Source organism: Neobacillus sp. DHD-1R, from assembly GCF_057747995.1.
Map to the genome: position 1 here is coordinate 628,040 of NZ_CM173232.1, position 22,379 is coordinate 650,418.

12 protein-coding genes, 19 tRNA genes and 3 rRNA genes are annotated in these 22,379 nt (G+C 45.9%); 28 read left to right on the forward strand and 6 right to left on the reverse strand.

Annotated features, from left to right (window positions below):
* Positions 1–249: 249 nt before the first annotated feature.
* Entirely contained in the window at positions 250–2,274 is a 2,025-nt protein-coding gene (locus tag AC3ANL_RS02960; RefSeq protein WP_488327796.1) for a glycoside hydrolase family 3 protein, read from the reverse strand.
* Positions 2,275–2,996: 722 nt separating this feature from the next.
* On the opposite strand from AC3ANL_RS02960, the gene AC3ANL_RS02965 reads away from it, so the two are divergent.
* The 25 genes from AC3ANL_RS02965 (at position 2,997) to AC3ANL_RS03085 (ending at position 11,634) form a co-directional block, all read left to right on the forward strand.
* A 16S ribosomal RNA gene (locus tag AC3ANL_RS02965) occupies positions 2,997–4,546 on the forward strand.
* A 189-nt stretch (positions 4,547–4,735) separates the two neighbouring features.
* Positions 4,736–7,671, forward strand: a 23S ribosomal RNA gene (locus AC3ANL_RS02970).
* A gap of 75 nt (positions 7,672–7,746) precedes the next feature.
* Positions 7,747–7,863: ribosomal RNA gene (gene rrf, locus AC3ANL_RS02975) — 5S ribosomal RNA — on the forward strand.
* Together the 16S, 23S and 5S rRNA genes with 19 tRNA genes alongside form the textbook arrangement of a ribosomal RNA operon.
* A gap of 39 nt (positions 7,864–7,902) precedes the next feature.
* Positions 7,903–7,977 (forward strand) — tRNA-Glu (locus AC3ANL_RS02980).
* A 5-nt stretch (positions 7,978–7,982) separates the two neighbouring features.
* A tRNA-Val gene (locus AC3ANL_RS02985) sits at positions 7,983–8,058 on the forward strand.
* Positions 8,059–8,078: 20 nt separating this feature from the next.
* A tRNA-Thr gene (locus tag AC3ANL_RS02990) sits at positions 8,079–8,154 on the forward strand.
* A gap of 8 nt (positions 8,155–8,162) precedes the next feature.
* Positions 8,163–8,238, forward strand: a tRNA-Lys gene (locus AC3ANL_RS02995).
* 14 nt (positions 8,239–8,252) lie between these two features.
* Positions 8,253–8,334: transfer RNA gene (locus tag AC3ANL_RS03000), tRNA-Leu, on the forward strand.
* Between the two features lie 17 nt (positions 8,335–8,351).
* Positions 8,352–8,426 (forward strand) — tRNA-Gly (locus AC3ANL_RS03005).
* Positions 8,427–8,513: 87 nt separating this feature from the next.
* Positions 8,514–8,590, forward strand: a tRNA-Pro gene (locus AC3ANL_RS03010).
* A gap of 13 nt (positions 8,591–8,603) precedes the next feature.
* Positions 8,604–8,676 (forward strand) — tRNA-Ala (locus AC3ANL_RS03015).
* A gap of 7 nt (positions 8,677–8,683) precedes the next feature.
* Positions 8,684–8,776 (forward strand) — tRNA-Ser (locus AC3ANL_RS03020).
* Between the two features lie 26 nt (positions 8,777–8,802).
* Positions 8,803–8,876: transfer RNA gene (locus AC3ANL_RS03025), tRNA-Met, on the forward strand.
* Positions 8,877–8,879: 3 nt separating this feature from the next.
* Positions 8,880–8,956 (forward strand) — tRNA-Asp (locus tag AC3ANL_RS03030).
* 68 nt (positions 8,957–9,024) lie between these two features.
* Positions 9,025–9,097, forward strand: a tRNA-Phe gene (locus AC3ANL_RS03035).
* 35 nt (positions 9,098–9,132) lie between these two features.
* Positions 9,133–9,217 (forward strand) — tRNA-Tyr (locus AC3ANL_RS03040).
* 5 nt (positions 9,218–9,222) lie between these two features.
* Positions 9,223–9,298 (forward strand) — tRNA-His (locus AC3ANL_RS03045).
* Positions 9,299–9,336: 38 nt separating this feature from the next.
* Positions 9,337–9,410: transfer RNA gene (locus tag AC3ANL_RS03050), tRNA-Cys, on the forward strand.
* Positions 9,411–9,418: 8 nt separating this feature from the next.
* A tRNA-Gly gene (locus AC3ANL_RS03055) sits at positions 9,419–9,492 on the forward strand.
* An 11-nt stretch (positions 9,493–9,503) separates the two neighbouring features.
* A tRNA-Ile gene (locus tag AC3ANL_RS03060) sits at positions 9,504–9,577 on the forward strand.
* Between the two features lie 25 nt (positions 9,578–9,602).
* Positions 9,603–9,677: transfer RNA gene (locus AC3ANL_RS03065), tRNA-Asn, on the forward strand.
* 76 nt (positions 9,678–9,753) lie between these two features.
* Positions 9,754–9,827 (forward strand) — tRNA-Arg (locus AC3ANL_RS03070).
* A gap of 363 nt (positions 9,828–10,190) precedes the next feature.
* Complete coding sequence (locus tag AC3ANL_RS03075) at positions 10,191–10,637, forward strand: hypothetical protein (RefSeq protein ID WP_488327797.1); 447 nt, start codon at positions 10,191–10,193, stop codon at positions 10,635–10,637.
* 1 nt (position 10,638) lies between these two features.
* Complete coding sequence (locus AC3ANL_RS03080) at positions 10,639–10,863, forward strand: helix-turn-helix transcriptional regulator (protein ID WP_488327798.1); 225 nt, start codon at positions 10,639–10,641, stop codon at positions 10,861–10,863.
* Between the two features lie 57 nt (positions 10,864–10,920).
* Entirely contained in the window at positions 10,921–11,634 is a 714-nt protein-coding gene (locus AC3ANL_RS03085; RefSeq protein ID WP_488327799.1) for a DUF4386 domain-containing protein, read from the forward strand.
* Positions 11,635–11,703: 69 nt separating this feature from the next.
* Here AC3ANL_RS03085 and AC3ANL_RS03090 read toward each other — a convergent pair whose 3' ends face one another.
* Complete coding sequence (locus tag AC3ANL_RS03090) at positions 11,704–12,861, reverse strand: M20 metallopeptidase family protein (RefSeq protein ID WP_488327800.1); 1,158 nt, start codon at positions 12,859–12,861, stop codon at positions 11,704–11,706.
* A gap of 255 nt (positions 12,862–13,116) precedes the next feature.
* Between AC3ANL_RS03090 and AC3ANL_RS03095 the strand changes: the two genes are divergently transcribed.
* From AC3ANL_RS03095 to AC3ANL_RS03105, 3 genes are all read left to right on the forward strand, one after another.
* On the forward strand, positions 13,117–13,530 hold the full coding sequence (locus AC3ANL_RS03095; RefSeq protein WP_488327801.1) for a hypothetical protein: 414 nt from the start codon (positions 13,117–13,119) through the stop codon (positions 13,528–13,530).
* Between the two features lies 1 nt (position 13,531).
* On the forward strand, positions 13,532–14,200 hold the full coding sequence (locus tag AC3ANL_RS03100) for a PspA/IM30 family protein (RefSeq protein ID WP_488327802.1): 669 nt from the start codon (positions 13,532–13,534) through the stop codon (positions 14,198–14,200).
* A gap of 471 nt (positions 14,201–14,671) precedes the next feature.
* Complete coding sequence (locus tag AC3ANL_RS03105) at positions 14,672–17,686, forward strand: efflux RND transporter permease subunit (RefSeq protein WP_488327803.1); 3,015 nt, start codon at positions 14,672–14,674, stop codon at positions 17,684–17,686.
* 107 nt (positions 17,687–17,793) lie between these two features.
* Here AC3ANL_RS03105 and AC3ANL_RS03110 read toward each other — a convergent pair whose 3' ends face one another.
* From AC3ANL_RS03110 to AC3ANL_RS03125, 4 genes are all read right to left on the reverse strand, one after another.
* Positions 17,794–18,513 (reverse strand): LutC/YkgG family protein, encoded by a 720-nt coding sequence (locus AC3ANL_RS03110; RefSeq protein ID WP_488327804.1) that lies wholly within the window; start codon positions 18,511–18,513, stop codon positions 17,794–17,796.
* Positions 18,514–18,515: 2 nt separating this feature from the next.
* Entirely contained in the window at positions 18,516–19,943 is a 1,428-nt protein-coding gene (locus AC3ANL_RS03115) for a LutB/LldF family L-lactate oxidation iron-sulfur protein (protein WP_488327805.1), read from the reverse strand.
* 429 nt (positions 19,944–20,372) lie between these two features.
* On the reverse strand, positions 20,373–21,089 hold the full coding sequence (locus AC3ANL_RS03120) for a (Fe-S)-binding protein (RefSeq protein ID WP_488327806.1): 717 nt from the start codon (positions 21,087–21,089) through the stop codon (positions 20,373–20,375).
* 261 nt (positions 21,090–21,350) lie between these two features.
* Entirely contained in the window at positions 21,351–22,079 is a 729-nt protein-coding gene (locus AC3ANL_RS03125) for a FadR/GntR family transcriptional regulator (protein ID WP_488327807.1), read from the reverse strand.
* Between the last annotated feature and the right edge of the window lie 300 nt (positions 22,080–22,379).

A 22,379-nucleotide genomic window follows, 5' to 3' on the forward strand; every position in this document is an offset into this window, starting at 1 on the left:
CGTTATTTTGGGGTCATTTTTAATTGCTTTACTCCTGAATTTAATATTGCATCGTGCTTATCCGCGAATCTCGGTTTTTATCCGCGAATCTGTTGTATAAGCAGAACAATGATAGAAACAACAAAAGAAAGCCGAGGATACAATTTTCCTCGGCTTCTCTATATTTCTCCATTTGTTAGACCTTGATTTTTTCACTAAAGGGAACGGTAATAGTAGTCTGATAAAACATAGTTGTTAACCCTTAGTGCATTATTTTTTATAGCTGAGACCAAAGCCAAAGGTGTAGTCATCACCAGCTGCATTTGTGTAAGTATAGTCGAACTTTTCGGCGTAGCCTGGGACATCAGATGCATTTTTCTCGACCGCCTCTTGGTTGGCTGGGATGGTGATTGGCAGCTTACCAGTTGGGTTGAAGCGTCCGCGAAGGACATCGAGTAGTGCTTCGGCCTTGACGCTATAGGTTGCCACAACGGATGCAGCGCCAGGCTCGACCTCATCAATCACCCATGGATTGGTCATATTGACCACAAGGGCAGTTGGGACGGCCGCTTCAATTTGTTTCACTTTTGCAACGTCAATGCCTGTGTTTTTGCCTAGTTTAATATCAACAGTAGAGTTGTCAGGGAACTCGTATGGACTTGGGCGCAGCCAGATAAGGGCGGCGTTCGCTTCACTAAGCGTATTGACGATAGTCACTGAAGGATCTTCCTTCGCAATGAGCTGCTTCAATGAGTCTGTGCGATTAGCACTGTTGCTACCGCTAAACACTTCTACATACAGCTTTGTAGAGGCGATTTTTTTATCAGTCAGTGGCAGCATCCCCTTGTTGTTACGAAGAAGTGTAACGGATTTAAGGTGCGCTTCATCAGCACGTGCCTGTGACTTCGCTGAGCTGGCGATCGCCTGAGCTTCTGCCGGGTTAGTATATGGGTCCTCGAAAAGACCAAGGTTGAAAATCTCAGTAAGCAGCTGGGACACTGATGGATTAAGGTCCTTCTCTTTAATTAAGCCTTTATTTACCGCAGAGATCAGCCCGCTTGGGTCGTTGTTGTCAGAAAAAATGTTGGTTCCGGCATCGATGGCCTTAGCAAATTTCTCCTCAATCGATAGGTCGTGAACACCCCAGTCGCGGGTGGTCAGCACGCCGCTATCGCTGTTGACATAGCCTTTGAAGCCCATCCGGTCACGAAGCAGGTCAGTGAGGAGGGTCTTGTTGTAGGCACCCGCCACCTCTTCGAACTGCTGGGTCTCCGATTGCCAAAGCTCACGCGGAAGCTGTGCGGCACTGCCCCCGTTTTTAGGAACATTGTAGTAGGACATGACCGAGCTCACACCTGCATCAATGGCGGCTTGGAACGGCGGCAGCTGGTATTTGTATAAGCTTCCAGGTGTTGGATAGGTCGCAAATTGGCCGGGCTCATTGTGCGGGTCGAGGCCTTTTACAACAGCTCCGTCACCAGGGAAATGCTTAACGGTCTGGGCGACAGACTGGCTGCTAAGTTCCTTGCCTTGGAAACCAAGGACGAGTTCTTTGGCAATTTTTGCATTCAACGCTGGGTCTTCTCCGAAGGTACCGGAGATACGGCGCCAGCGCGGTTCAGTCGCCGTTTCAATCTGGTAGCCGTAGTCCTTTTGGATGCCAGCTGCGCGCCACTCGTCACGGGCAATCTCGGCAAAGTCACGGATGAGACTGAGGTCACGTGTTGCTGCAAGACCTAGGGTTCCAGGCCAAGTTGAGAACTGACCGGAGGCCTCGCTGATACCAAACTCATTTTGTTCATTAATGTGATTTCTCGGGTTAGAGGTGAAAACGATCGGAATACCAAGCGGCGATGCCTCTGCGATCTCCTGATATTGGTTGGCGCGCTCAGCTAGTGCTGCTGCTGTAGGGTTGTCTCGGATGATTAGGTAGCGAATGTGGCGATTATTGATGTAATCGTTGATGGCGGTAGTGCTAAGTGATGTGATTTGCATGATGCCGGCCTTTTCCTCCATGCTCATGCGCGGCAAGAGGTCGGCTACACGCTTTTCGGTGGACAAGCGCCAGTCCTCATACGGATCTAACTTGCCGTTAGCGTTGAGATCTTTAAATTGACGTTGGCCAATCTTAATGATGGGCTTAACATGGGCTTCAACCGATGGGGCATTCTTCCCACCAGCATTTGAGTGGTCAGGCGGTGAGGCTAATGCCCCGCCGGCAATTGTGGCAGCCGCCACACTTGTGATAAGGGAAGACATGACCATTTTTCTTAATCGCTTCGATTTTTTTGCCAATTTTTCTACCTCCTAGAAATTTTATGGATAAAACTAGTCATAAAGCGCTTGCATAAAAATATAACGTTTTTCCCTCCTTTGCCCCCAAAGAATGGATATCCACCAATTGCAAGCGGTTACATTATGGACAATTTAATTATATGAAAATTAAGACAATTAACCATTGTATTAATTTTAGGTTTTTTTGTGATATTTTTATTAATTCAGATCAGTCCTAATTTCACCCAAAAAACGGTGGACGAAAGATAAACATCGGTTTCCCTTCCATGTGTATGATCGATTGGTTTTATTAAAATAATTTAATAATAGGAAGAAGAAGGTCATTTTAGTGAAAATACTATCCGCGATTGGCACCAGCCATGTTTATTATTTAATACTGTCAAAAGAAAGAGGTTGTTATCTCAAAAAAGGTTTTAAGGAAATAAAAATACTTTTGAAAAAAAGAAAAACTTTCTGTTGCATAATTAAATTAATGGTGATAAGATAAGTGAGTCGCTTTCAACAAAGGTTATATCAACTAAGAATGCTAACGAAAAAAGTTAAAAAATTATATTGATATAATAAAAAAGTTGTGATATGATTATATCACTGTCGCTTAAGACAAACAATATTGTTCTTTGAAAACTAAACAAACAAAAACGTCAACAAACAATAACAATCGTGTTTCTTCTATATATAATGAAGAATGCGAGCCAACGTAACATTTATGAGCTATATCAACTTTCTTGGAGAGTTTGATCCTGGCTCAGGACGAACGCTGGCGGCGTGCCTAATACATGCAAGTCGAGCGGATCAACAGGAGCTTGCTCCTGTTGATTAGCGGCGGACGGGTGAGTAACACGTGGGCAACCTGCCTGTAAGACTGGGATAACACCGGGAAACCGGTGCTAATACCGGATAATCTTTTTCTTCACATGAAGGAAAACTGAAAGACGGTTTCGGCTGTCACTTACAGATGGGCCCGCGGCGCATTAGCTAGTTGGTGAGGTAACGGCTCACCAAGGCGACGATGCGTAGCCGACCTGAGAGGGTGATCGGCCACACTGGGACTGAGACACGGCCCAGACTCCTACGGGAGGCAGCAGTAGGGAATCTTCCACAATGGACGAAAGTCTGATGGAGCAACGCCGCGTGAGCGATGAAGGCCTTCGGGTCGTAAAGCTCTGTTGTTAGGGAAGAACAAGTATCGGAGTAACTGCCGGTACCTTGACGGTACCTAACCAGAAAGCCACGGCTAACTACGTGCCAGCAGCCGCGGTAATACGTAGGTGGCAAGCGTTGTCCGGAATTATTGGGCGTAAAGCGCGCGCAGGCGGTCCTTTAAGTCTGATGTGAAAGCCCACGGCTCAACCGTGGAGGGTCATTGGAAACTGGGGGACTTGAGTGCAGAAGAGGAAAGCGGAATTCCACGTGTAGCGGTGAAATGCGTAGAGATGTGGAGGAACACCAGTGGCGAAGGCGGCTTTCTGGTCTGTAACTGACGCTGAGGCGCGAAAGCGTGGGGAGCAAACAGGATTAGATACCCTGGTAGTCCACGCCGTAAACGATGAGTGCTAAGTGTTAGGGGGTTTCCGCCCCTTAGTGCTGCAGCTAACGCATTAAGCACTCCGCCTGGGGAGTACGGCCGCAAGGCTGAAACTCAAAGGAATTGACGGGGGCCCGCACAAGCGGTGGAGCATGTGGTTTAATTCGAAGCAACGCGAAGAACCTTACCAGGTCTTGACATCCTCTGACACTCCTAGAGATAGGACGTTCCCCTTCGGGGGACAGAGTGACAGGTGGTGCATGGTTGTCGTCAGCTCGTGTCGTGAGATGTTGGGTTAAGTCCCGCAACGAGCGCAACCCTTGTTCTTAGTTGCCAGCATTCAGTTGGGCACTCTAAGGAGACTGCCGGTGACAAACCGGAGGAAGGTGGGGATGACGTCAAATCATCATGCCCCTTATGACCTGGGCTACACACGTGCTACAATGGATGGTACAAAGGGCAGCAAAGCCGCGAGGCCTAGCCAATCCCATAAAACCATTCTCAGTTCGGATTGTAGGCTGCAACTCGCCTACATGAAGCCGGAATCGCTAGTAATCGCGGATCAGCATGCCGCGGTGAATACGTTCCCGGGCCTTGTACACACCGCCCGTCACACCACGAGAGTTTGTAACACCCGAAGTCGGTGGGGTAACCGTAAGGAGCCAGCCGCCTAAGGTGGGACAGATGATTGGGGTGAAGTCGTAACAAGGTAGCCGTATCGGAAGGTGCGGCTGGATCACCTCCTTTCTAAGGATAATGCAGTCCTTTCGGACTGATAAGAAGTTGACCGCTTTTTGTTTGTTTAGTTTTGAGAGTACAATCTCTCGAAACATTCGTTCTTTGAAAACTAGATAATCGTAAGAAGAAGCAAGTAAAACATCGAGAATTCGCCATTTTAGTTTTCTCTCTTATTTATTAAGAGAAACAAACCTTTTAGGTTAAGTTAGAAAGGGCGCACGGTGAATGCCTTGGCACTAGGAGCCGATGAAGGACGGGACTAACACCGATATGCTTCGGGGAGCTGTAAGTAAGCTTTGATCCGGAGATTTCCGAATGGGGAAACCCACTGCTCGTAATGGAGTAGTATCTTTACCTGAATACATAGGGTATGGATGGCATACCCGGGGAACTGAAACATCTAAGTACCCGGAGGAAGAGAAAGCAAACGCGATTCCCTGAGTAGCGGCGAGCGAAACGGGACATAGCCCAAACCAAGAGGCCTGCCTCTTGGGGTTGTAGGACACTCAACATGGAGTTACAAAGGAACGGGGTAAATGAAGCGATCTGGAAAGGTCCGTCATAGAAGGTAAAAACCCTGTAGTTGAAACTTCGTTCCCTCCTGAGTGGATCCTGAGTACGGCCGGACACGAGAAATCCGGTCGGAAGCAGGGAGGACCATCTCCCAAGGCTAAATACTCCCTAGTGACCGATAGTGAACCAGTACCGTGAGGGAAAGGTGAAAAGCACCCCGGAAGGGGAGTGAAATAGTTCCTGAAACCGTGTGCCTACAAGTAGTCAGAGCCCGTTAATGGGTGATGGCGTGCCTTTTGTAGAATGAACCGGCGAGTTACGATCCCATGCAAGGTTAAGTTGAAAAGACGGAGCCGCAGCGAAAGCGAGTCTGAATAGGGCGAATGAGTATGTGGTCGTAGACCCGAAACCAGGTGATCTACCCATGTCCAGGGTGAAGTCCAGGTAACACTGGATGGAGGCCCGAACCCACGCACGTTGAAAAGTGCGGGGATGAGGTGTGGGTAGCGGAGAAATTCCAATCGAACTTGGAGATAGCTGGTTCTCTCCGAAATAGCTTTAGGGCTAGCCTCACGTAGTAAGAGTCTTGGAGGTAGAGCACTGTTTGGACTAGGGGCCCTCATCGGGTTACCGAATTCAGACAAACTCCGAATGCCAAAGACTTATCCGTGGGAGTCAGACTGCGAGTGATAAGATCCGTAGTCAAAAGGGAAACAGCCCAGACCACCAGCTAAGGTCCCAAAGTATACGTTAAGTGGAAAAGGATGTGGAGTTGCTTAGACAACCAGGATGTTGGCTTAGAAGCAGCCACCATTTAAAGAGTGCGTAATAGCTCACTGGTCGAGTGACTCTGCGCCGAAAATGTACCGGGGCTAAACGTATCACCGAAGCTGTGGATTGACATCAACGATGTCAGTGGTAGGAGAGCGTTCTAAGGGCGTTGAAGCTAGACCGTAAGGACTGGTGGAGCGCTTAGAAGTGAGAATGCCGGTATGAGTAGCGAAAGATGAGTGAGAATCTCATCCACCGAATGCCTAAGGTTTCCTGAGGAAGGCTCGTCCGCTCAGGGTTAGTCGGGACCTAAGCCGAGGCCGAAAGGCGTAGGCGATGGACAACAGGTTGATATTCCTGTACCACCTCTTTATCGTTTGAGTGATGGGGGGACGCAGGAGGATAGGGTAAGCGCGCTGTTGGATATGCGCGTCTAAGCAGTTAGGCTGGTAAGTAGGAAAATCCGCTTACCGTGAAGGCTGAGCTGTGACAGCGAGGGAAGTTTAGTACCGAAGTTCCTGATTCCACACTGCCAAGAAAAGCCTCTAGCGAGATAAAAGGTGCCCGTACCGCAAACCGACACAGGTAGGCGAGGAGAGAATCCTAAGGTGAGCGAGAGAACTCTCGTTAAGGAACTCGGCAAAATGACCCCGTAACTTCGGGAGAAGGGGTGCTCTTTGGGGTGAATAGCCTCGAAGAGCCGCAGTGAATAGGCCCAGGCGACTGTTTAGCAAAAACACAGGTCTCTGCGAAGCCGCAAGGCGAAGTATAGGGGCTGACGCCTGCCCGGTGCTGGAAGGTTAAGAGGAGGGGTTAGCGCAAGCGAAGCTCTAAATCGAAGCCCCAGTAAACGGCGGCCGTAACTATAACGGTCCTAAGGTAGCGAAATTCCTTGTCGGGTAAGTTCCGACCCGCACGAAAGGCGTAACGATCTGGGCACTGTCTCAACGAGAGACTCGGTGAAATTATAGTACCTGTGAAGATGCAGGTTACCCGCGACAGGACGGAAAGACCCCGTGGAGCTTTACTGTAGCCTGATATTGAATTTTGGTACAGCTTGTACAGGATAGGTAGGAGCCTGAGAAGCCGGAGCGCTAGCTTCGGTGGAGGCGTCGGTGGGATACTACCCTGGCTGTATTGAAATTCTAACCCGCACCCCTGATCGGGGTGGGAGACAGTGTCAGGTGGGCAGTTTGACTGGGGCGGTCGCCTCCTAAAGAGTAACGGAGGCGCCCAAAGGTTCCCTCAGAATGGTTGGAAATCATTCGTAGAGTGTAAAGGCACAAGGGAGCTTGACTGCGAGACCTACAAGTCGAGCAGGGACGAAAGTCGGGCTTAGTGATCCGGTGGTTCCGCATGGAAGGGCCATCGCTCAACGGATAAAAGCTACCCCGGGGATAACAGGCTTATCTCCCCCAAGAGTCCACATCGACGGGGAGGTTTGGCACCTCGATGTCGGCTCATCGCATCCTGGGGCTGTAGTCGGTCCCAAGGGTTGGGCTGTTCGCCCATTAAAGCGGTACGCGAGCTGGGTTCAGAACGTCGTGAGACAGTTCGGTCCCTATCCGTCGTGGGCGCAGGAAATTTGAGAGGAGCTGTCCTTAGTACGAGAGGACCGGGATGGACGCACCGCTGGTGTACCAGTTGTCTTGCCAAAGGCATCGCTGGGTAGCTATGTGCGGACGGGATAAGTGCTGAAAGCATCTAAGCATGAAGCCCCCCTCAAGATGAGATTTCCCATAGCGTCAAGCTAGTAAGAACCCTGAAAGATGATCAGGTTGATAGGTCAGAGGTGGAAGCATGGCGACATGTGGAGCTGACTGATACTAATCGTTCGAGGACTTAACCATTTTTAAGCGAACTTGAGTTTTACACACTTCTTCTGTATTATCTAGTTTTGAGAGAACGATCTCTCAATAAAATAGTCTGGTAATTAAGGCGAGAAGGTCACACCCGTTCCCATACCGAACACGGAAGTTAAGCTTCTCAGCGCCGATGGTAGTTGGGACACGCGTCCCTGTGAGAGTAGGACGTTGCCAGGCTACCCCATTTGGGGCTATTTTTTTGTGAAAATTTATTACGGCCCCTTGGTCAAGCGGTTAAGACACCTCCCTTTCACGGAGGTAACACGGGTTCGAGTCCCGTAGGGGTCACCATATTTGGAGGATTAGCTCAGCTGGGAGAGCATCTGCCTTACAAGCAGAGGGTCGGCGGTTCGATCCCGTCATCCTCCACCATATTTCTTTCTAAACTCTAAGCCGGGGTAGCTCAATTGGTAGAGCAACTGACTTGTAATCAGTAGGTTGGGGGTTCAAGTCCTCTCGCCGGCACCATTATGTACGAGCCATTAGCTCAGTTGGTAGAGCATCTGACTTTTAATCAGAGGGTCGAAGGTTCGAGTCCTTCATGGCTCACCATAATAAATTTATATGCGGGTGTGGCGGAATTGGCAGACGCACCAGACTTAGGATCTGGCGCCGCAAGGCGTGGGGGTTCGACTCCCTTCACCCGCATTCATTTATTTTTCCATGCGGAAGTAGTTCAGTGGTAGAACATCACCTTGCCAAGGTGGGGGTCGCGGGTTCGAATCCCGTCTTCCGCTCCAAATGCGCCATTAGCTCAATAGAAAGAGTATCTGACTACAGACCATATGGTTGTAGGTTTGGCCCTCTATCGGGCATGCCATATATAACGGGAAGTAGCTCAGCTTGGTAGAGCACTTGGTTTGGGACCAAGGGGTCGCAGGTTCGAATCCTGTCTTCCCGACCATTTTTATACTTTTGGGGCCTTAGCTCAGCTGGGAGAGCGCCTGCTTTGCACGCAGGAGGTCAGCGGTTCGATCCCGCTAGGCTCCACTTATTTGGAGGAATACCCAAGTCTGGCTGAAGGGATCGGTCTTGAAAACCGACAGGCGGGTCATACCGCGCGGGGGTTCGAATCCCTCTTCCTCCTCCATAATATGTATTCTTGATTTTTATTGTCGCGGGGTGGAGCAGTCTGGTAGCTCGTCGGGCTCATAACCCGAAGGTCACAGGTTCAAATCCTGTCCCCGCAATATGGTCCGGTAGTTCAGTTGGTTAGAATGCCTGCCTGTCACGCAGGAGGTCGCGGGTTCGAGTCCCGTCCGGACCGCCATTTTATCCCAGTAGTTTTTTTGAGCAAAGGACTAACATTAAATTTGTTGTAGGTAAGAATATTAAATTGGCTCAGTAGCTCAGTCGGTAGAGCAAAGGACTGAAAATCCTTGTGTCGGCGGTTCGATTCCGTCCTGCGCCATCATATCTTTTAATACGCTATTTCAACTTATACATGGAGGGGTAGCGAAGTGGCTAAACGCGGCGGACTGTAAATCCGCTCCCTCAGGGTTCGGCGGTTCGAATCCGTCCCCCTCCACCATTATGGCGGTTGTGGCGAAGTGGTTAACGCATCGGATTGTGGTTCCGACATTCGTGGGTTCGATTCCCATCAGCCGCCCCATTTTTCTAATTTGATTGGGCTAATGCCTATTAAATGTTGGCGGCATAGCCAAGTGGTAAGGCAGAGGTCTGCAAAACCTTTACCACCGGTTCGAATCCGGTTGCCGCCTCCATCATAAATGCGGGTGTAGTTTACTGGTAAAACCTCAGCCTTCCAAGCTGATGTAGTGGGTTCGATTCCCATCACCCGCTCCACACTTCTATTTGGGCCTATAGCTCAGCTGGTTAGAGCGCACGCCTGATAAGCGTGAGGTCGATGGTTCGAGTCCATTTAGGCCCACCTTATTCTAATAGTATTTTATTGTTCCGCAGTAGCTCAGTGGTAGAGCAATCGGCTGTTAACCGATCGGTCGTAGGTTCGAGTCCTACCTGCGGAGCCATTTTTTTGGATCGGAAATACTCAACAGGCATCCATGATAATGGTTAGGTCACGTGAGCATTCCGCCATTCAATAATGCGCCTTTAGCTCAGCTGGATAGAGCATACGCCTTCTAAGCGTACGGTCAGAGGTTCGAATCCTCTAAGGCGCATAAAAGTTAATATGGATTAGAAGCGCCTGAGTACTTAACATACTCAGGCGCTTTTTTACTAATATACTTCACTCCAACGGGTGAATGAGTTGAAATTCTCTACTAGAGCGCAGCTAAGCTTAACACAGCAGACCAACAGTTTGGTCTGCTTTTTTGATATTTGCAGTTCGAAAAATCGGTTATACCGTAGTTCATTTCTTAACTTCCCCTAACCAATTGCGTCTCCAAGGCCGGCACTTTGCCCTAATAGGCGGTGTCTGGTCTATTAACGTAATTTATACTTTACTTCATGTAAACTTTTTTTTACATCATGCATATAATACTATGCATGGTGTAAAAGTGAACATACAGGGGGTGTAAACCATGACTTATCAAGAAAAGAAAAGCATTGTATCATTGATCAGCGCCATATTCATTTTCGTATCTTATGGCTTGTACATGTACCCTAAGTACCCTGAAGGAGGTCTGGAAACGACCGAAACCTTTCGTTATTGGGGTTCCTTCGTCCTCATTTTGACTTTGGTTTCAATAGTCGCGCACATCATTATCAGCATTATTTTTAACATCGTCTTTAGAATGACGACTAAAGAAAAGGAACCAAGATTTGCGGATGAACTGGATAAATTAATTGACTTGAAAGCGAACCGAAATTCTTTTTTTGTGTTTATCGCCGGCTTTCTTCTTGCAATGGGATCATTGATCATCTATCAGCCGTCACAGGTAATGTTCATTATCCTGATCAGTTCAGGATTCATTTCTGATGTGACCGGCTCCGTTACTAAACTTTATCACTATCGAAAAGGAGTCTAATATGGGTAAAACTCTTGTCGGCAATCACATCCGTAAATTACGATTCAACCATGATGAAATGACTCAGCAGCAATTAGCTGACAAGGTGGGCGTAACAAGGCAAACCATCGTGGCTCTTGAAAAAGGAAATTACTCCCCATCTCTAGAACTGGCTTTCCGCATTGCTCACGCATTTAACTTACCATTGGAAGAGGTATTCTTTTATGGGGACAACACAAAGTTGTAAGAACTTTGCTTGATTTACTTTACCGTTTTTGAATTTACGATAGGGCGGAGATAAAAAATGAATTCAAATAAAAAAGCAGCAAAAATGGTAGGAGTACTGTTTATACTGGCAGCTGTTACGGCAATAATAGGTCTTAATTTATACAACCCAATCCTAAAGGGCCCCGATTACTTAATTAATGGTGCTGCACACGCTAATGAGGTGATACTTGGAGCGGTTATGGAATTAATACTTGTCGTTTCAGCGGTTGGTACGGCAACGACCATGTTTCCGATTTTAAGAAAATATAATGAGACGATCGCTCTATGGCATGTTTGCTTTAGGTTCCTTGAAGCGGTTATCATTACGGTTGGTGTAATCAGCGTCCTGTCGCTATTGACCTTAAGCCGAGAATCTGTGGCAGTAGGAATGGTGGATACCGCATCTTTTCAATCTTCAGGTACAATATTAAAAGCAATACATGATTGGACATTTATGCTTGGTCCTCTTTTCATGCTGGGTATCAATACAATGATGTACAGTTATATATTTTATAAATCTAAACTTGTACCCAGGTTCATTTCCATTTTGGGTATGACAGGGGCAACTTGTGTTTTTCTTTGTGCCTTGTTGGTCATGTTCGGGGTCATTCAGCAAATTTCTGTTTGGGGTGGTATTTTGGCGCTGCCAGTAGCAGCTAATGAAATGATTTTAGCAGTGTGGCTCATTGTTAAAGGATTCAATGAAAAGAAAGAAATAGCTGCGGGCGGGGTCAGACCCCCACTCCACTAAAGTGTTAAAGTACTAAAAACAGCCATTTTATGTTGTTCATAAAATGGCTGTTTTTTTATTTCAAATAGATTATGCATTTAATGCTAATTGAATTACTAGCTCTAACCCAGCAGGAATGGCTGCTTCATCGATATCAAATTTGGGATGATGGTGTGGGTATTGGCTTTTTTCCCCTTGCATGCCGACTTTAATGAACGCTCCTGTCTTTTCCTTTAAATAATAGGAGAAATCCTCCGCTCCCATGACGGGTTCTACTTCTGTAAAGACTTCTTCACCAAAGGTTGTTTCGATGATTTCCTTCGCCACTTCACAGGCTTCAGGATGATTGTATAATGGCAGTGTTCCTTCGATAAAATGATAATGGCCTTTTGCGCCAAAGCTTGCGCACAACGATTCCGTTAACTGAGCAGTTTTTTTGTGCATCAGGTCCGCGCCTTCAAACGATAACGCCCGAATGGTTCCCTGCAGTCTCACCTTATCTGGAATGACGTTATAGGAGTTGCCCGCTTGCATTCCGCCGATAGAAATTACTCCAGGATGCAGGGGGTTTAAGTTCCGGCTGACAATCGATTGAAAGGCCTGAATCAGATGGGTAGCAATGTAGATGGGGTCGACGGTTTCATGTGGATAGCCCCCGTGTCCGCCTTGCCCTTCAATGGTGATATCAAAATCGTCGCATGATGCCATCGCGTACCCGGTGGCAAAGCCAATTTTTCCAAGCGGTATGCTGGACATGTAATGAATGCCATAGATGACATCGACTCCGTCTAAGATACCCTCTTTGACTAGCTGTTGGGCGCCACTAGGAGAGGCTTCCTCCGAGCTTTGGAAAATCAAGACAATATTATTTTTTACCAGCTGCGGGTGTTGGCTCATCCATTTGGCCACGCCAAGTAATGTAGCTGTATGACCATCATGACCGCAGCCATGCATCACGCCTGGAACGGTTGAAAGATACGGTTTATCGCCCTCTTCCTGGAGGGGAAGGGCATCCATATCGGCACGTAGCGCAATCGTCCTTTTCCCTTCTATTCCATTAAATCTAGCAATCACATTCGGGGCTGAAAACCGAGTATCTAATGGGATTCCAAATTCATTCAATTTCTCTTTAACATAAGCTGCTGTGTTATATTCCTGTCCTGATAATTCAGGGTTCATATGAAAATGCCGGCGCTGTTCGATCGTCCAAGCAATTAACTCTGAGTCTACTAATTTTGTCTGCAACATGGTGTAATGTCTCCTTCTTTGTATAACTCTAACGGTTTGTATGAATATTTATGCAGTTAATTGTAAAGTAAATTCATCGAAAATGCAATGGAAATTTGGGGGGTCAGACCCCCACCGTATTAATGCTTTACCAAGTTAATTTAGCGGGGGTCAGACCCCAAAAAAAAATTTTTTACTTTTTTCTGCTTTTCACCAAGCTTTCACCATTCGCCAGTAGAATTCATTGTATCAAGTAGCGAAAGGAGGAAAGATTAGATGAATAGTAAAGTGAGAAAAGGTATTTTCTGGGGTGTGATTGTTGCCTCTACGGTTTTGGTGATTAACGTCCTCCATTTTCTTCTAGGTGGAGGCAGTGCTTTTGCTAGAGGTCCAGAAGGTCACGGTCATGGTCCTGGTGGAATGGGACCAAGGGGAGGCGACGGTTTTGGTTCCCACCAAATGATGAATGGCCCTCACCATGATGGCGGATTCCCATGGCTCATCCTAATTATTGGACCAGCTCTACTTGTTTTACTAGTAAGATGGCTTAGAAAGAAGGCAAAGGCTTCATCCATGCAACAGTTTATCGACACTTCGATTGTGAGTTCACATACACCCGTAATCAACCAAAACGCACGTCTTTTGGATCAGTGGGAACAAAATATGATCAATAAAAAGGAGAATGAATAAGATGGGTATTTTTAAAAGAATAAAGACGATTACAATGGCGGACATTAACAGCCTTTTAGACGGTCTCGAAGATCCGATTGCGATGCTAAATGAATATTCCAGAGAAATGGAACAGGAAATTGTAAAAGGTCAGAAAGCCTTAGCGCGACAAATTTTTGTAGAGAAAAAACAAGAGGCGCTCCTGATGGAAACGAGAGAGTTGGTAGCGAAGAGAGCACGACAGGCGAAATTGGCGATTGGCCAAGGGGATGACAATATGGCAAAACTGGCCGTGCAAGAAAAGCTTATTAATGAAAAGCAATTACATCTTTATGAGGAACAATACGAGGCTATTAAAGGGCAAACAGCCATTCTTGTTGAAAAGTTGGACGAGCTAAAGGAAACGTATAATCAAATGCAGCAGAAGAAAGTTCTGTTAGCTTCACGTGCCAATGTGGCCCAGTCGATGAAACAAATCCAAAAAGCGACAGTTTCCTTCCAAACTGACAATATTGTCAGAGGTGTTGCCCGTGCCGAAGCGAGGATTTTATTAATGGAAGCAGAGGTACAGGCGGGAAATCAGTTTTCCACTCCTTTAGCTCAGTTTGACGCGGCATATAGCAGCTATGTAAACGAGGAAGAGCTAAATAGGGAAATTGAAAAGCTAAAAGGTGAAAAAGTGACGTTATAAGGGTTTTGAGGATAAGCAGGAAAGGGAAGCACCACTCGTTAGGCTGGGTGAGTGCTTCTTTTTTTATCAAAATACTGAATAGAAAGGAGAGGGGTCAGACCCCCATTAAGCTAAAGCGGTAAAGCGTGTGATTTGGGGGACGATCATGCTTCATATGAATCTTCTACATAGATAACATTTAAGGCACTACCAGCTAAAATACGCTAGTGGTGCTTTTTTCGCGCGCAAAACTTCCGATTGTCCGCTTTAAGAACTATCAACAAGCTCCACCAGTCCTTCACTACTTTAAAGCAGCGGGGGTCTTACCCTTCTAGGTCTGAGGTCGTAGTTGAGATTACATCAACTGCCCGATGTTGGAGAACTGTTTGGAAAACTATAATAAAAAAGGTAAAAAGAACCAGAAAACAAGTTTGGTAGGTTGAGAAGTAGTTAAACTGAAAAAGGACGATTTAACGGAGGGGAAGAGAAGGTATGAAATCATGGATTAAATTTTCTTTAAAGAATGCCGGGGTTATTTTTATCGCCATGTTAATGGTCATTGCAGGGGGATTATATTCAGTCAAAACCATGAAGATGGAATCGATGCCGAATGTAGACATTCCTTATATGGTCGTACAGGTACCCTATATCGGAGCTACTCCTGAACAGGGATTAGAGGATGTTGGCAAGCCCTTGGAAGGAACGCTATCGGGGATAAAACAACTAGATAATTTATATATCGAAGCACACAGTAATATGGTCGTAGCGATTCTCGAATTTGAAATGAGCAAGGATATGGATGAAGCAGAAAAGGATGTCACGACTGCAGTCGCTTCACTTAAGCTGCCTGCTGATGCTGAAAAACCGGGGATTTTCAAGGACGGTCCTTCCGCCATGCCGGTATTTTCATTTGCTCTTTCATCGGATACGGCCAATCAATCCGACCTGACACAATATATTAATGAACAAATTAAGCCAGCGTTGACAGGACTAGATGGAGTCGGCAGGATTGACATCTCTGGTGAAACGGAAAAGGAAGTGGCCGTGAAGCTTGATCCTGAAAAAATGAAGCAGCATGGAATCACGTATGAGACCGTAAAGCAGACATTGTTAGCTCATCACTTTTCATTTCCGGCTGGTCAAGTCAATGTAGACGATAAAACATTAAATGTGCAAGCCGATTTCAAGCTGAATTCAGTCGAAGATGTTAAAGCGATTCAAATTTTAGCACAAGGGCCTGCTGGTATTGAAAAAATAACCATGTCGGAAATCGCTGACATTTCCTATCACAACAAACAAGAAATGGTCTACACTCGATTAAATGAAAAGCCGGCGGTTCTGGTTGAAATGACTGCACAGCCAGGCTCCAATACCGTCGAACTGGTGGATCAAGCAAAGGAAAAGCTCGATGCAGTTGACCTCCCTGCTGGATACCAATTAACGAAGTTATATGATACGTCAAAAGAAGTGAAATCATCGGTCGATGGAATGCTGCGGGAAGTCCTGCTCGGCACATTGTTTGCTGTTATGGTTACCTTCTTATTCCTTCGTAACATTCGAGCAACACTCGTAGCCGTTCTTTCTATTCCATTGTCGATCTTAGCATCGATGATCACCTTGAAATATTTTGATTACAGCTTAAACATGATGACACTCGCGGGAATTGCGGTCGCTGTCGGTCGGGTGATCGATGACTCCATTGTGGTTATTGAAAATGTGTACCGCCGCACCTTAACAAGTCCCAAACGTGATGAACGAATGGTGCTGACGGCAGCAAAAGAAGTAGGCGGTGCGATTACATCTTCTACCCTGACGACGATTGCCGTTTTTGGGCCGCTGTCCTTTGTTCCAGGGATCATCGGCCGCTTTTTTGCTCCATTTGGCATCACGGTCATCGTGGCACTCGCGTTTTCACTAATCGTCTCATTAACGGTCGTGCCATTACTAGCTAAACTTTTCTTACTTGGCATCAAGCCGAAAGAGGAGAAAGAAACCCTTTTTCAAAAAGCTTATAAACATACATTATCATGGGTGTTAACTAAACGGGCGTTAACGATTGTACTGGCATTGGTCATGTTTGCTGGTTCGCTGTTTTTAGTTCCGATGATTCCGAAGAACTTTTTACCGCAGGAAAAAGCTGTATCCTATCGGTTAACAGGGGATTTACCGGCTGGAACTTCCTTGGAAAAAGCGAACGGCATCGCGGTTAAAATAGAAGAAATTTTAAAAGAGGAACAGGATATTAAGCATACCCAAACGATTGTAAACGGGGAACATATTCGCTTTGCAATTGATTTAAGGGATGACCTTTCGAAAAATCAAACGACTACTTTTGAAAAAAGGGTAAAAACCGAAGTAGAAAAACTCGATGATCAAATGCAGGTGGCGTTGAGTCCGGTTGGGATTGTTGGAACAAACGGGATAACGTTAATTGTTGAGGGCGGAAATGCCGCCAATTTAGAGACAGCCGGGATGCTGATCACCGACAAAATTAAAGGTATTGATGGCTTGGAAAATGTCGAGTCCAACCTTTCAGGGGTCAAAGAGCAGCTCCAACTAGAGATAAATGATCAGAAAGCGGTTGAAAAAGGCTTAAGTCCGATCATGGTTGCCGGATACGTCAGAGAGTTGATTTCCGGTGAGAATGTTGCCGAAATGCAAGTGGACGGGAAAACAACTAGTATTCATTTAGCATTGGAAGGAGATGCATTAAACTCGATCCATGCGATTATGAGCCAAACGATGACCAATCCAATAGGGCAGCAAGTCACCCTTTCAGAAGTGGCCACTCTTAAAAAGGCACCTAGTCCTTCCGCCTTGTATCGTTTGAATCAGCAGCAATATGTGCAGGTTACGGGCCGGATCACCACCGATAATGCCTCTGGTGTGGAAGCGGAGGTAGATAAGCGATTGAAAACATTGGATTTACCAAACGGGGTTGAATATCGTTCAGAGGGCACAGCGCAAGCGATGAATGAAGGATTTACCAATATGATGATCGCCATGGCAGTAGCCGTTGTGCTTGTATTTATCGTGATGTTGATTGCGTTTGGCAATATGCTAATGCCAGTGGCGATCCTGTCCTCCTTGCCATTCTTATTCTCTGGGGGCTTACTAGGGTTATATTTAACAGACCAAGCACTCGGGATGCCGGCGTTAGTTGGATTCCTGATGTTAATCGGAATTGTCGTAACGAATGCGATTGTACTGATGGACCGCGTGAAGCAAAATGAAAAGAAGGGGATGGAGCTCAAAGCCGCGTTATTAGACGCAGGAAAAACGCGCCTTCGTCCGATTCTCATGACCGCGCTTGCCACGATCGGTGCGTTATTACCATTAGCCTTATCAAGTGAAGGCGGATTAATTTCAAAATCGCTCGCGATCGTCGTTATTTCAGGATTATTAACCTCAACGTTATTGACGTTGGTGATCGTCCCTACTACGTATCATGTGATGAAGTCAATTAAAGGAAGAATGATGAAAAAACAGCGTGACATTGCAGCATAGGGGGTCAGACCCCCGCTGAGTTAAAGCGGTAAAGTATGTAATTTGGGGACGGTTTGTTAAGTTTGAAAATGAAAGAAAAGTGGAGGGCAAAAGCTCTCCACTTTTCTCTATCGATCATTAATGACAATATAGGTGGCTTTGATCGGTCCGTGAACGCCAACGACGAGATTCAATTCGATATCGGCTGAGTTACTTGGACCGCTGATAAAGTTGATGCAGGATGCGATATGACCTGTCTTTTGGTGAATCTCACGCATCTTTACGCCGGCCTGAGTCATTCTTGGCACCAGGGTGCTTTTTGGAATCAGCATAATTGACGTGGCTGGCAAAAAGCTCACTGTTCTTCCTTTATCTTTATCGCTAAACAAGACAACTGTACCGGATTCAGCCAGCGTAATTTCACTAATCGTGATCCCGACGTTGGCGTTCTTTGCTTTATGAATATTCTTGTCGCCCAGTATGTAATCCCATTCAAAAACCTCGATATTTTGCGCTGGCCATTCTTCTTTTAGTAAGGGATCAAGCCCCCACTCAGCGAACCGTTTGTCTTTCCAGGTCACAATCGGACCGCCGCCATAGTCTGACACCACATCGTTTACAACAGCAGACAAGCCCTTTAAGTCTGTCGTCATAAACTGAGTATGGATTTTTTTGCAATGCTCCTCCAAGATAGCTAATAGCTCATCCTGTGTCGCATCCTTAAACACCTCATGCTGAGGCTGGAATTTCCAGGCTGGCCTTGCAATCGGAGAAGATAGGCGCGGCCGGTTAAGACGAGTGGCTATTTGATTTAAAAATTTATCTCGATTTTGGATTGTGCCGTTCATGTTTACTGGTCTCCTTTTTCGCGATTTTTAAACCAATCTCTGAATCTCTCTTTATTTGGAGCCGGGAATTCCCGAATATCCGTCCAGGCCTTTAGTGGTCCCGGACCATGGGAGATCTTATCACCTGATGTAAATGGATTCATCGCAGCAGGCGCCATTTTTGAACCAAGTTTATAAAGAGTCGGAGAGGCAGCTCCAAGCCCAAACGCTTTCATTAATAATTTTTCGGAAATAGGTGCTTTCCCTTCTTTTTCAACAATGTTTACGCGGTGTTGATGAAGAAGATTGTGCAGGGGTATTTTCACTGGACATACTTCCGTACACGCACCGCATAGGGTAGAGGCATATGGAAGTTCCTTATAATCATCATAACCGCCGAGTAACGGTGTAAGAACGGCCCCAATTGGACCCGGATAAATGGAACCATAAGAATGTCCGCCAATATGGCGATAGACAGGACAAACATTGATGCATGCCCCGCAGCGGATACATTGAAGGATCGACTGGAACTCACTGCCAAGGATTTCAGACCGGCCATTATCAACAATGACTAGGTGAAATTCTTCTGGCCCGTCGACATCTAATTCTTCACGCGGCCCGGTTAGAACCGTAATATAGCTGGTTAATTTTTGTCCAACCGCACTGCGGGTTAACATGCTAACGAGAACTTCCATTTCCTCAAAGGTAGGAACGATTCTTTCCATCCCCATTACGGTAATTTGTGTTTTTGGCAATGCCGTCACTAGATCGGCATTTCCTTCATTCGTCACTAAGCTAAAGGAACCCGTCTCTGCCACCGCAAAATTACAGCCTGTAATTCCGATATCCGCTTCAAGAAATTTCTCGCGAAGCGTAATCCTAGCTTGATAGGCGAGTTCTTCAGGTTTAGATGTTTTCGTATAACCCAGCTTTTCAGCAAAAACTTCACGAATTTGCTCTTTGTTTTTATGAAGAGCCGGGACCACAATGTGGGAGGGAGGATCATGCTCATCCAGTTGGAGAATATATTCGCCGAGGTCCGTTTCGACTACTTCACAGCCTTCGTCCTCCAACATCGCATTTAAGCTGATTTCCTCGGTCACCATCGATTTTGCCTTGACGATTTTCTTCGCATTCTTTCGTTGGACGATGCCTCTAATATAATCATTTGCTTCTTCCTTCGTTTGGGCAAAAAAGACATGTCCGCCGCGTTTTGCAATATTTTCGCTTAACTGTTCCAAATAATAATCGAGGTGCTCAAGGACATGCTGACGAATCTCTTCGCCATGATTTCGCCAGTCTTCCCAGTTATCTAATTCATCGGTTGTTACAACCTTGCGTTTAATCCCCATGCCGTCTTGAGCACCAGCTACAGCCCCACGCATAAACTGGTCATGAATGCCATCATCGACACGTTTCTTAAACTGATCCGTGCTAGTCTTCATTGCCATACGAAATTACCCCCATACTATCAAAATGTTTATGGCCTTCTAGGCTTTATCTAAAACTTGCCACACACACCGATTCTTTTTAAACTATAAGAATTTATAAGATTTGACGTTGAGAAATGTCTAGCTCCAGCGCCCTAGCGGCTAGTGTCCTTCGCTCTCCGCCATACGATAAGTCAAGCACGAATGCGCCTCCGGCTCTTCGTGTTTCCTTTATCGCGTTTAACGGGCAGTAGATTCTCAACTGCCCGTAAGAACCCGATCGGCTCAACTAACAATCAGCGAGAAGAACGTTCGCTGATTGAAGTTTCACCTTATCTCAGTTGGAGCGCTCCATAAGGAAGGCTTCGGCAGCATTGGCATCGCACGAAGGAAAAGCGTTAGCTTTTCCGAGGAGGCCATACGCCGCTGAACAGGGCGCTTGCGCTTTTCTTAATGACTATTTAATATTTCTGCGATATGCATGACCTTCACGGGTTTCCCTAATCGTTCCAGCCGTCCGCCAATATTCATTAAGCAGGCAGCATCGGCACCAATCAAGTACTCGGCTCCTGTTTCTTCGACATGCCGGACCTTTTCATCGACCATCTGTTCTGAAATTTGGCTGTTTTTTACGGAGAAGGTACCGCCAAAACCGCAGCATTGTTCTTTGCCAGGTAATTCTGTGAATGTAAGACCTTTTACATTTTTGAGTAAAATCATTGGCGCTTCTTTTACGCCTAGTAACCTTGTCATATGGCAGGAAGTATGATAAGTGACCGTTCCTTCAAATTTGGCCCCCACGTCTTCTATTTTTAAAACATCAACGATAAATTGCGTCAGTTCATAGGTTTTCTCCGCTAGTTTTTTTGCTTTTGGCTCCCAAACAGGATCGCCGGCAAAAATATGCGGATATTCGTGAAACATAAACGCACATGACCCGGATGGTGAAACAATATACTCAGCTTCACTAAACGTATTGATCATTCGCTTCATCGCTTCCTTGGTTTCCTTCAAGTACCCGCTATTATAAGAAGGCTGGCCGCAGCATACTTGTGATTCGGGAAATTCAACTTCACACCCAAGTCTTTCTAGCAATTCGACGGTTGCTTTACCAACATTACTCTGGAACATATCGACTATACATGTTGCAAAAAGAGTGACCTTCATTTCTTTCTCCCTCTCTGACGATAATATCTTTCTCTATTAAACTGGTGAACTGGTCATCTGATGACCTAACAATATGTAATAATATTCATATTTTACATCAAAGGCATTTGAAAAAGAAAGGGTTTTCAATAAAATTTCTACTTTTTCCCTTATTGGCATGTTCAAAAAAGAAGGTTGTCTCAACGCGACAGTCTGGGGTCTGACCCCAGATTGCGGGGTTTGTCACACTGTTTTGAGGACATCCTTCTCATGCTGTAATCTTTATTTAAACATCATCGTTTGACGGAAATAATTTTTGAGCAGGGCATCGACATTATCAAGATGAAAGAGCATTTTGTTTCTTGCCTCCGCTTCATCCTGGTTCTTGATGGCTTCGTATATGGATAAATGTTCTTGATATAACTGCTCCAAGGTCGTTTGTTTGGAAAACAGCCATACTCTGCGTGTTTCTCGCATCGTTTCTCCCATAAGCTCCGACACATGGTTCATTAAATTGCTTAAGAGATGGTTTTGAGCGGCATCGGCAAGGGCCAAATGAAACTGTAAATCGGCTTTTTCGCCAAGCTCTTCATCGCCTTTTGCTTCCTTCATCAACTCAAGGGCAGCTTCCAACATCGCCAAGTGCTGATCGGTCCGTCGCTTTGCGGCAGCCTCTGCTGAGCCGCTTTCTAAAATCTTGCGAACCTCTAATAATTGGGCAATATCATCCTTATTCATTAAAATCGCGGTAGATAACGGATAGGTGATTTGGTCTTTATTGAATTCTCTTACGAAGGTTCCTTCTCCCTGCTTCATCTCCACGAGTCCCATCGCCCTTAATGAAGTCAAAGCCTCACGAATGGCGGACCGGCCTACCTGAAAGTTTTCAGCAAGCTGTTGAACAGAGTCCAGTTTATCACCAGGTTTTAGCTCTCCTGACCGAATCATTTCATGAATCACTTCTGAGACTTCTTCATAAATCTTTTTTGGTTTTATTTTTTGGTATTTCATCAACAGAGCCCCTTTAAACAATTCGTCACTTCATTCATTATACCTATTTTCTAACAATTTCGCATCTTCTTCAAAACGGTATTTCTTCTGTAAAAAATGGAGCTCGCTTTCCGCAGCCGACCTCAGTAGTCTCACCGATTCCCTCCATCTAAGGGATCATTTATCAAGACCTTTGGAAAAAAATTCAGAAAATTAGTCTTGTATTTTTTTAGAAATCTACCTATAATTTTCAATAGATCGTTTCATACGTCCAGTCATCAGATGACCTAGTCACCAATTGTAAGCGGTTACTATACAAGA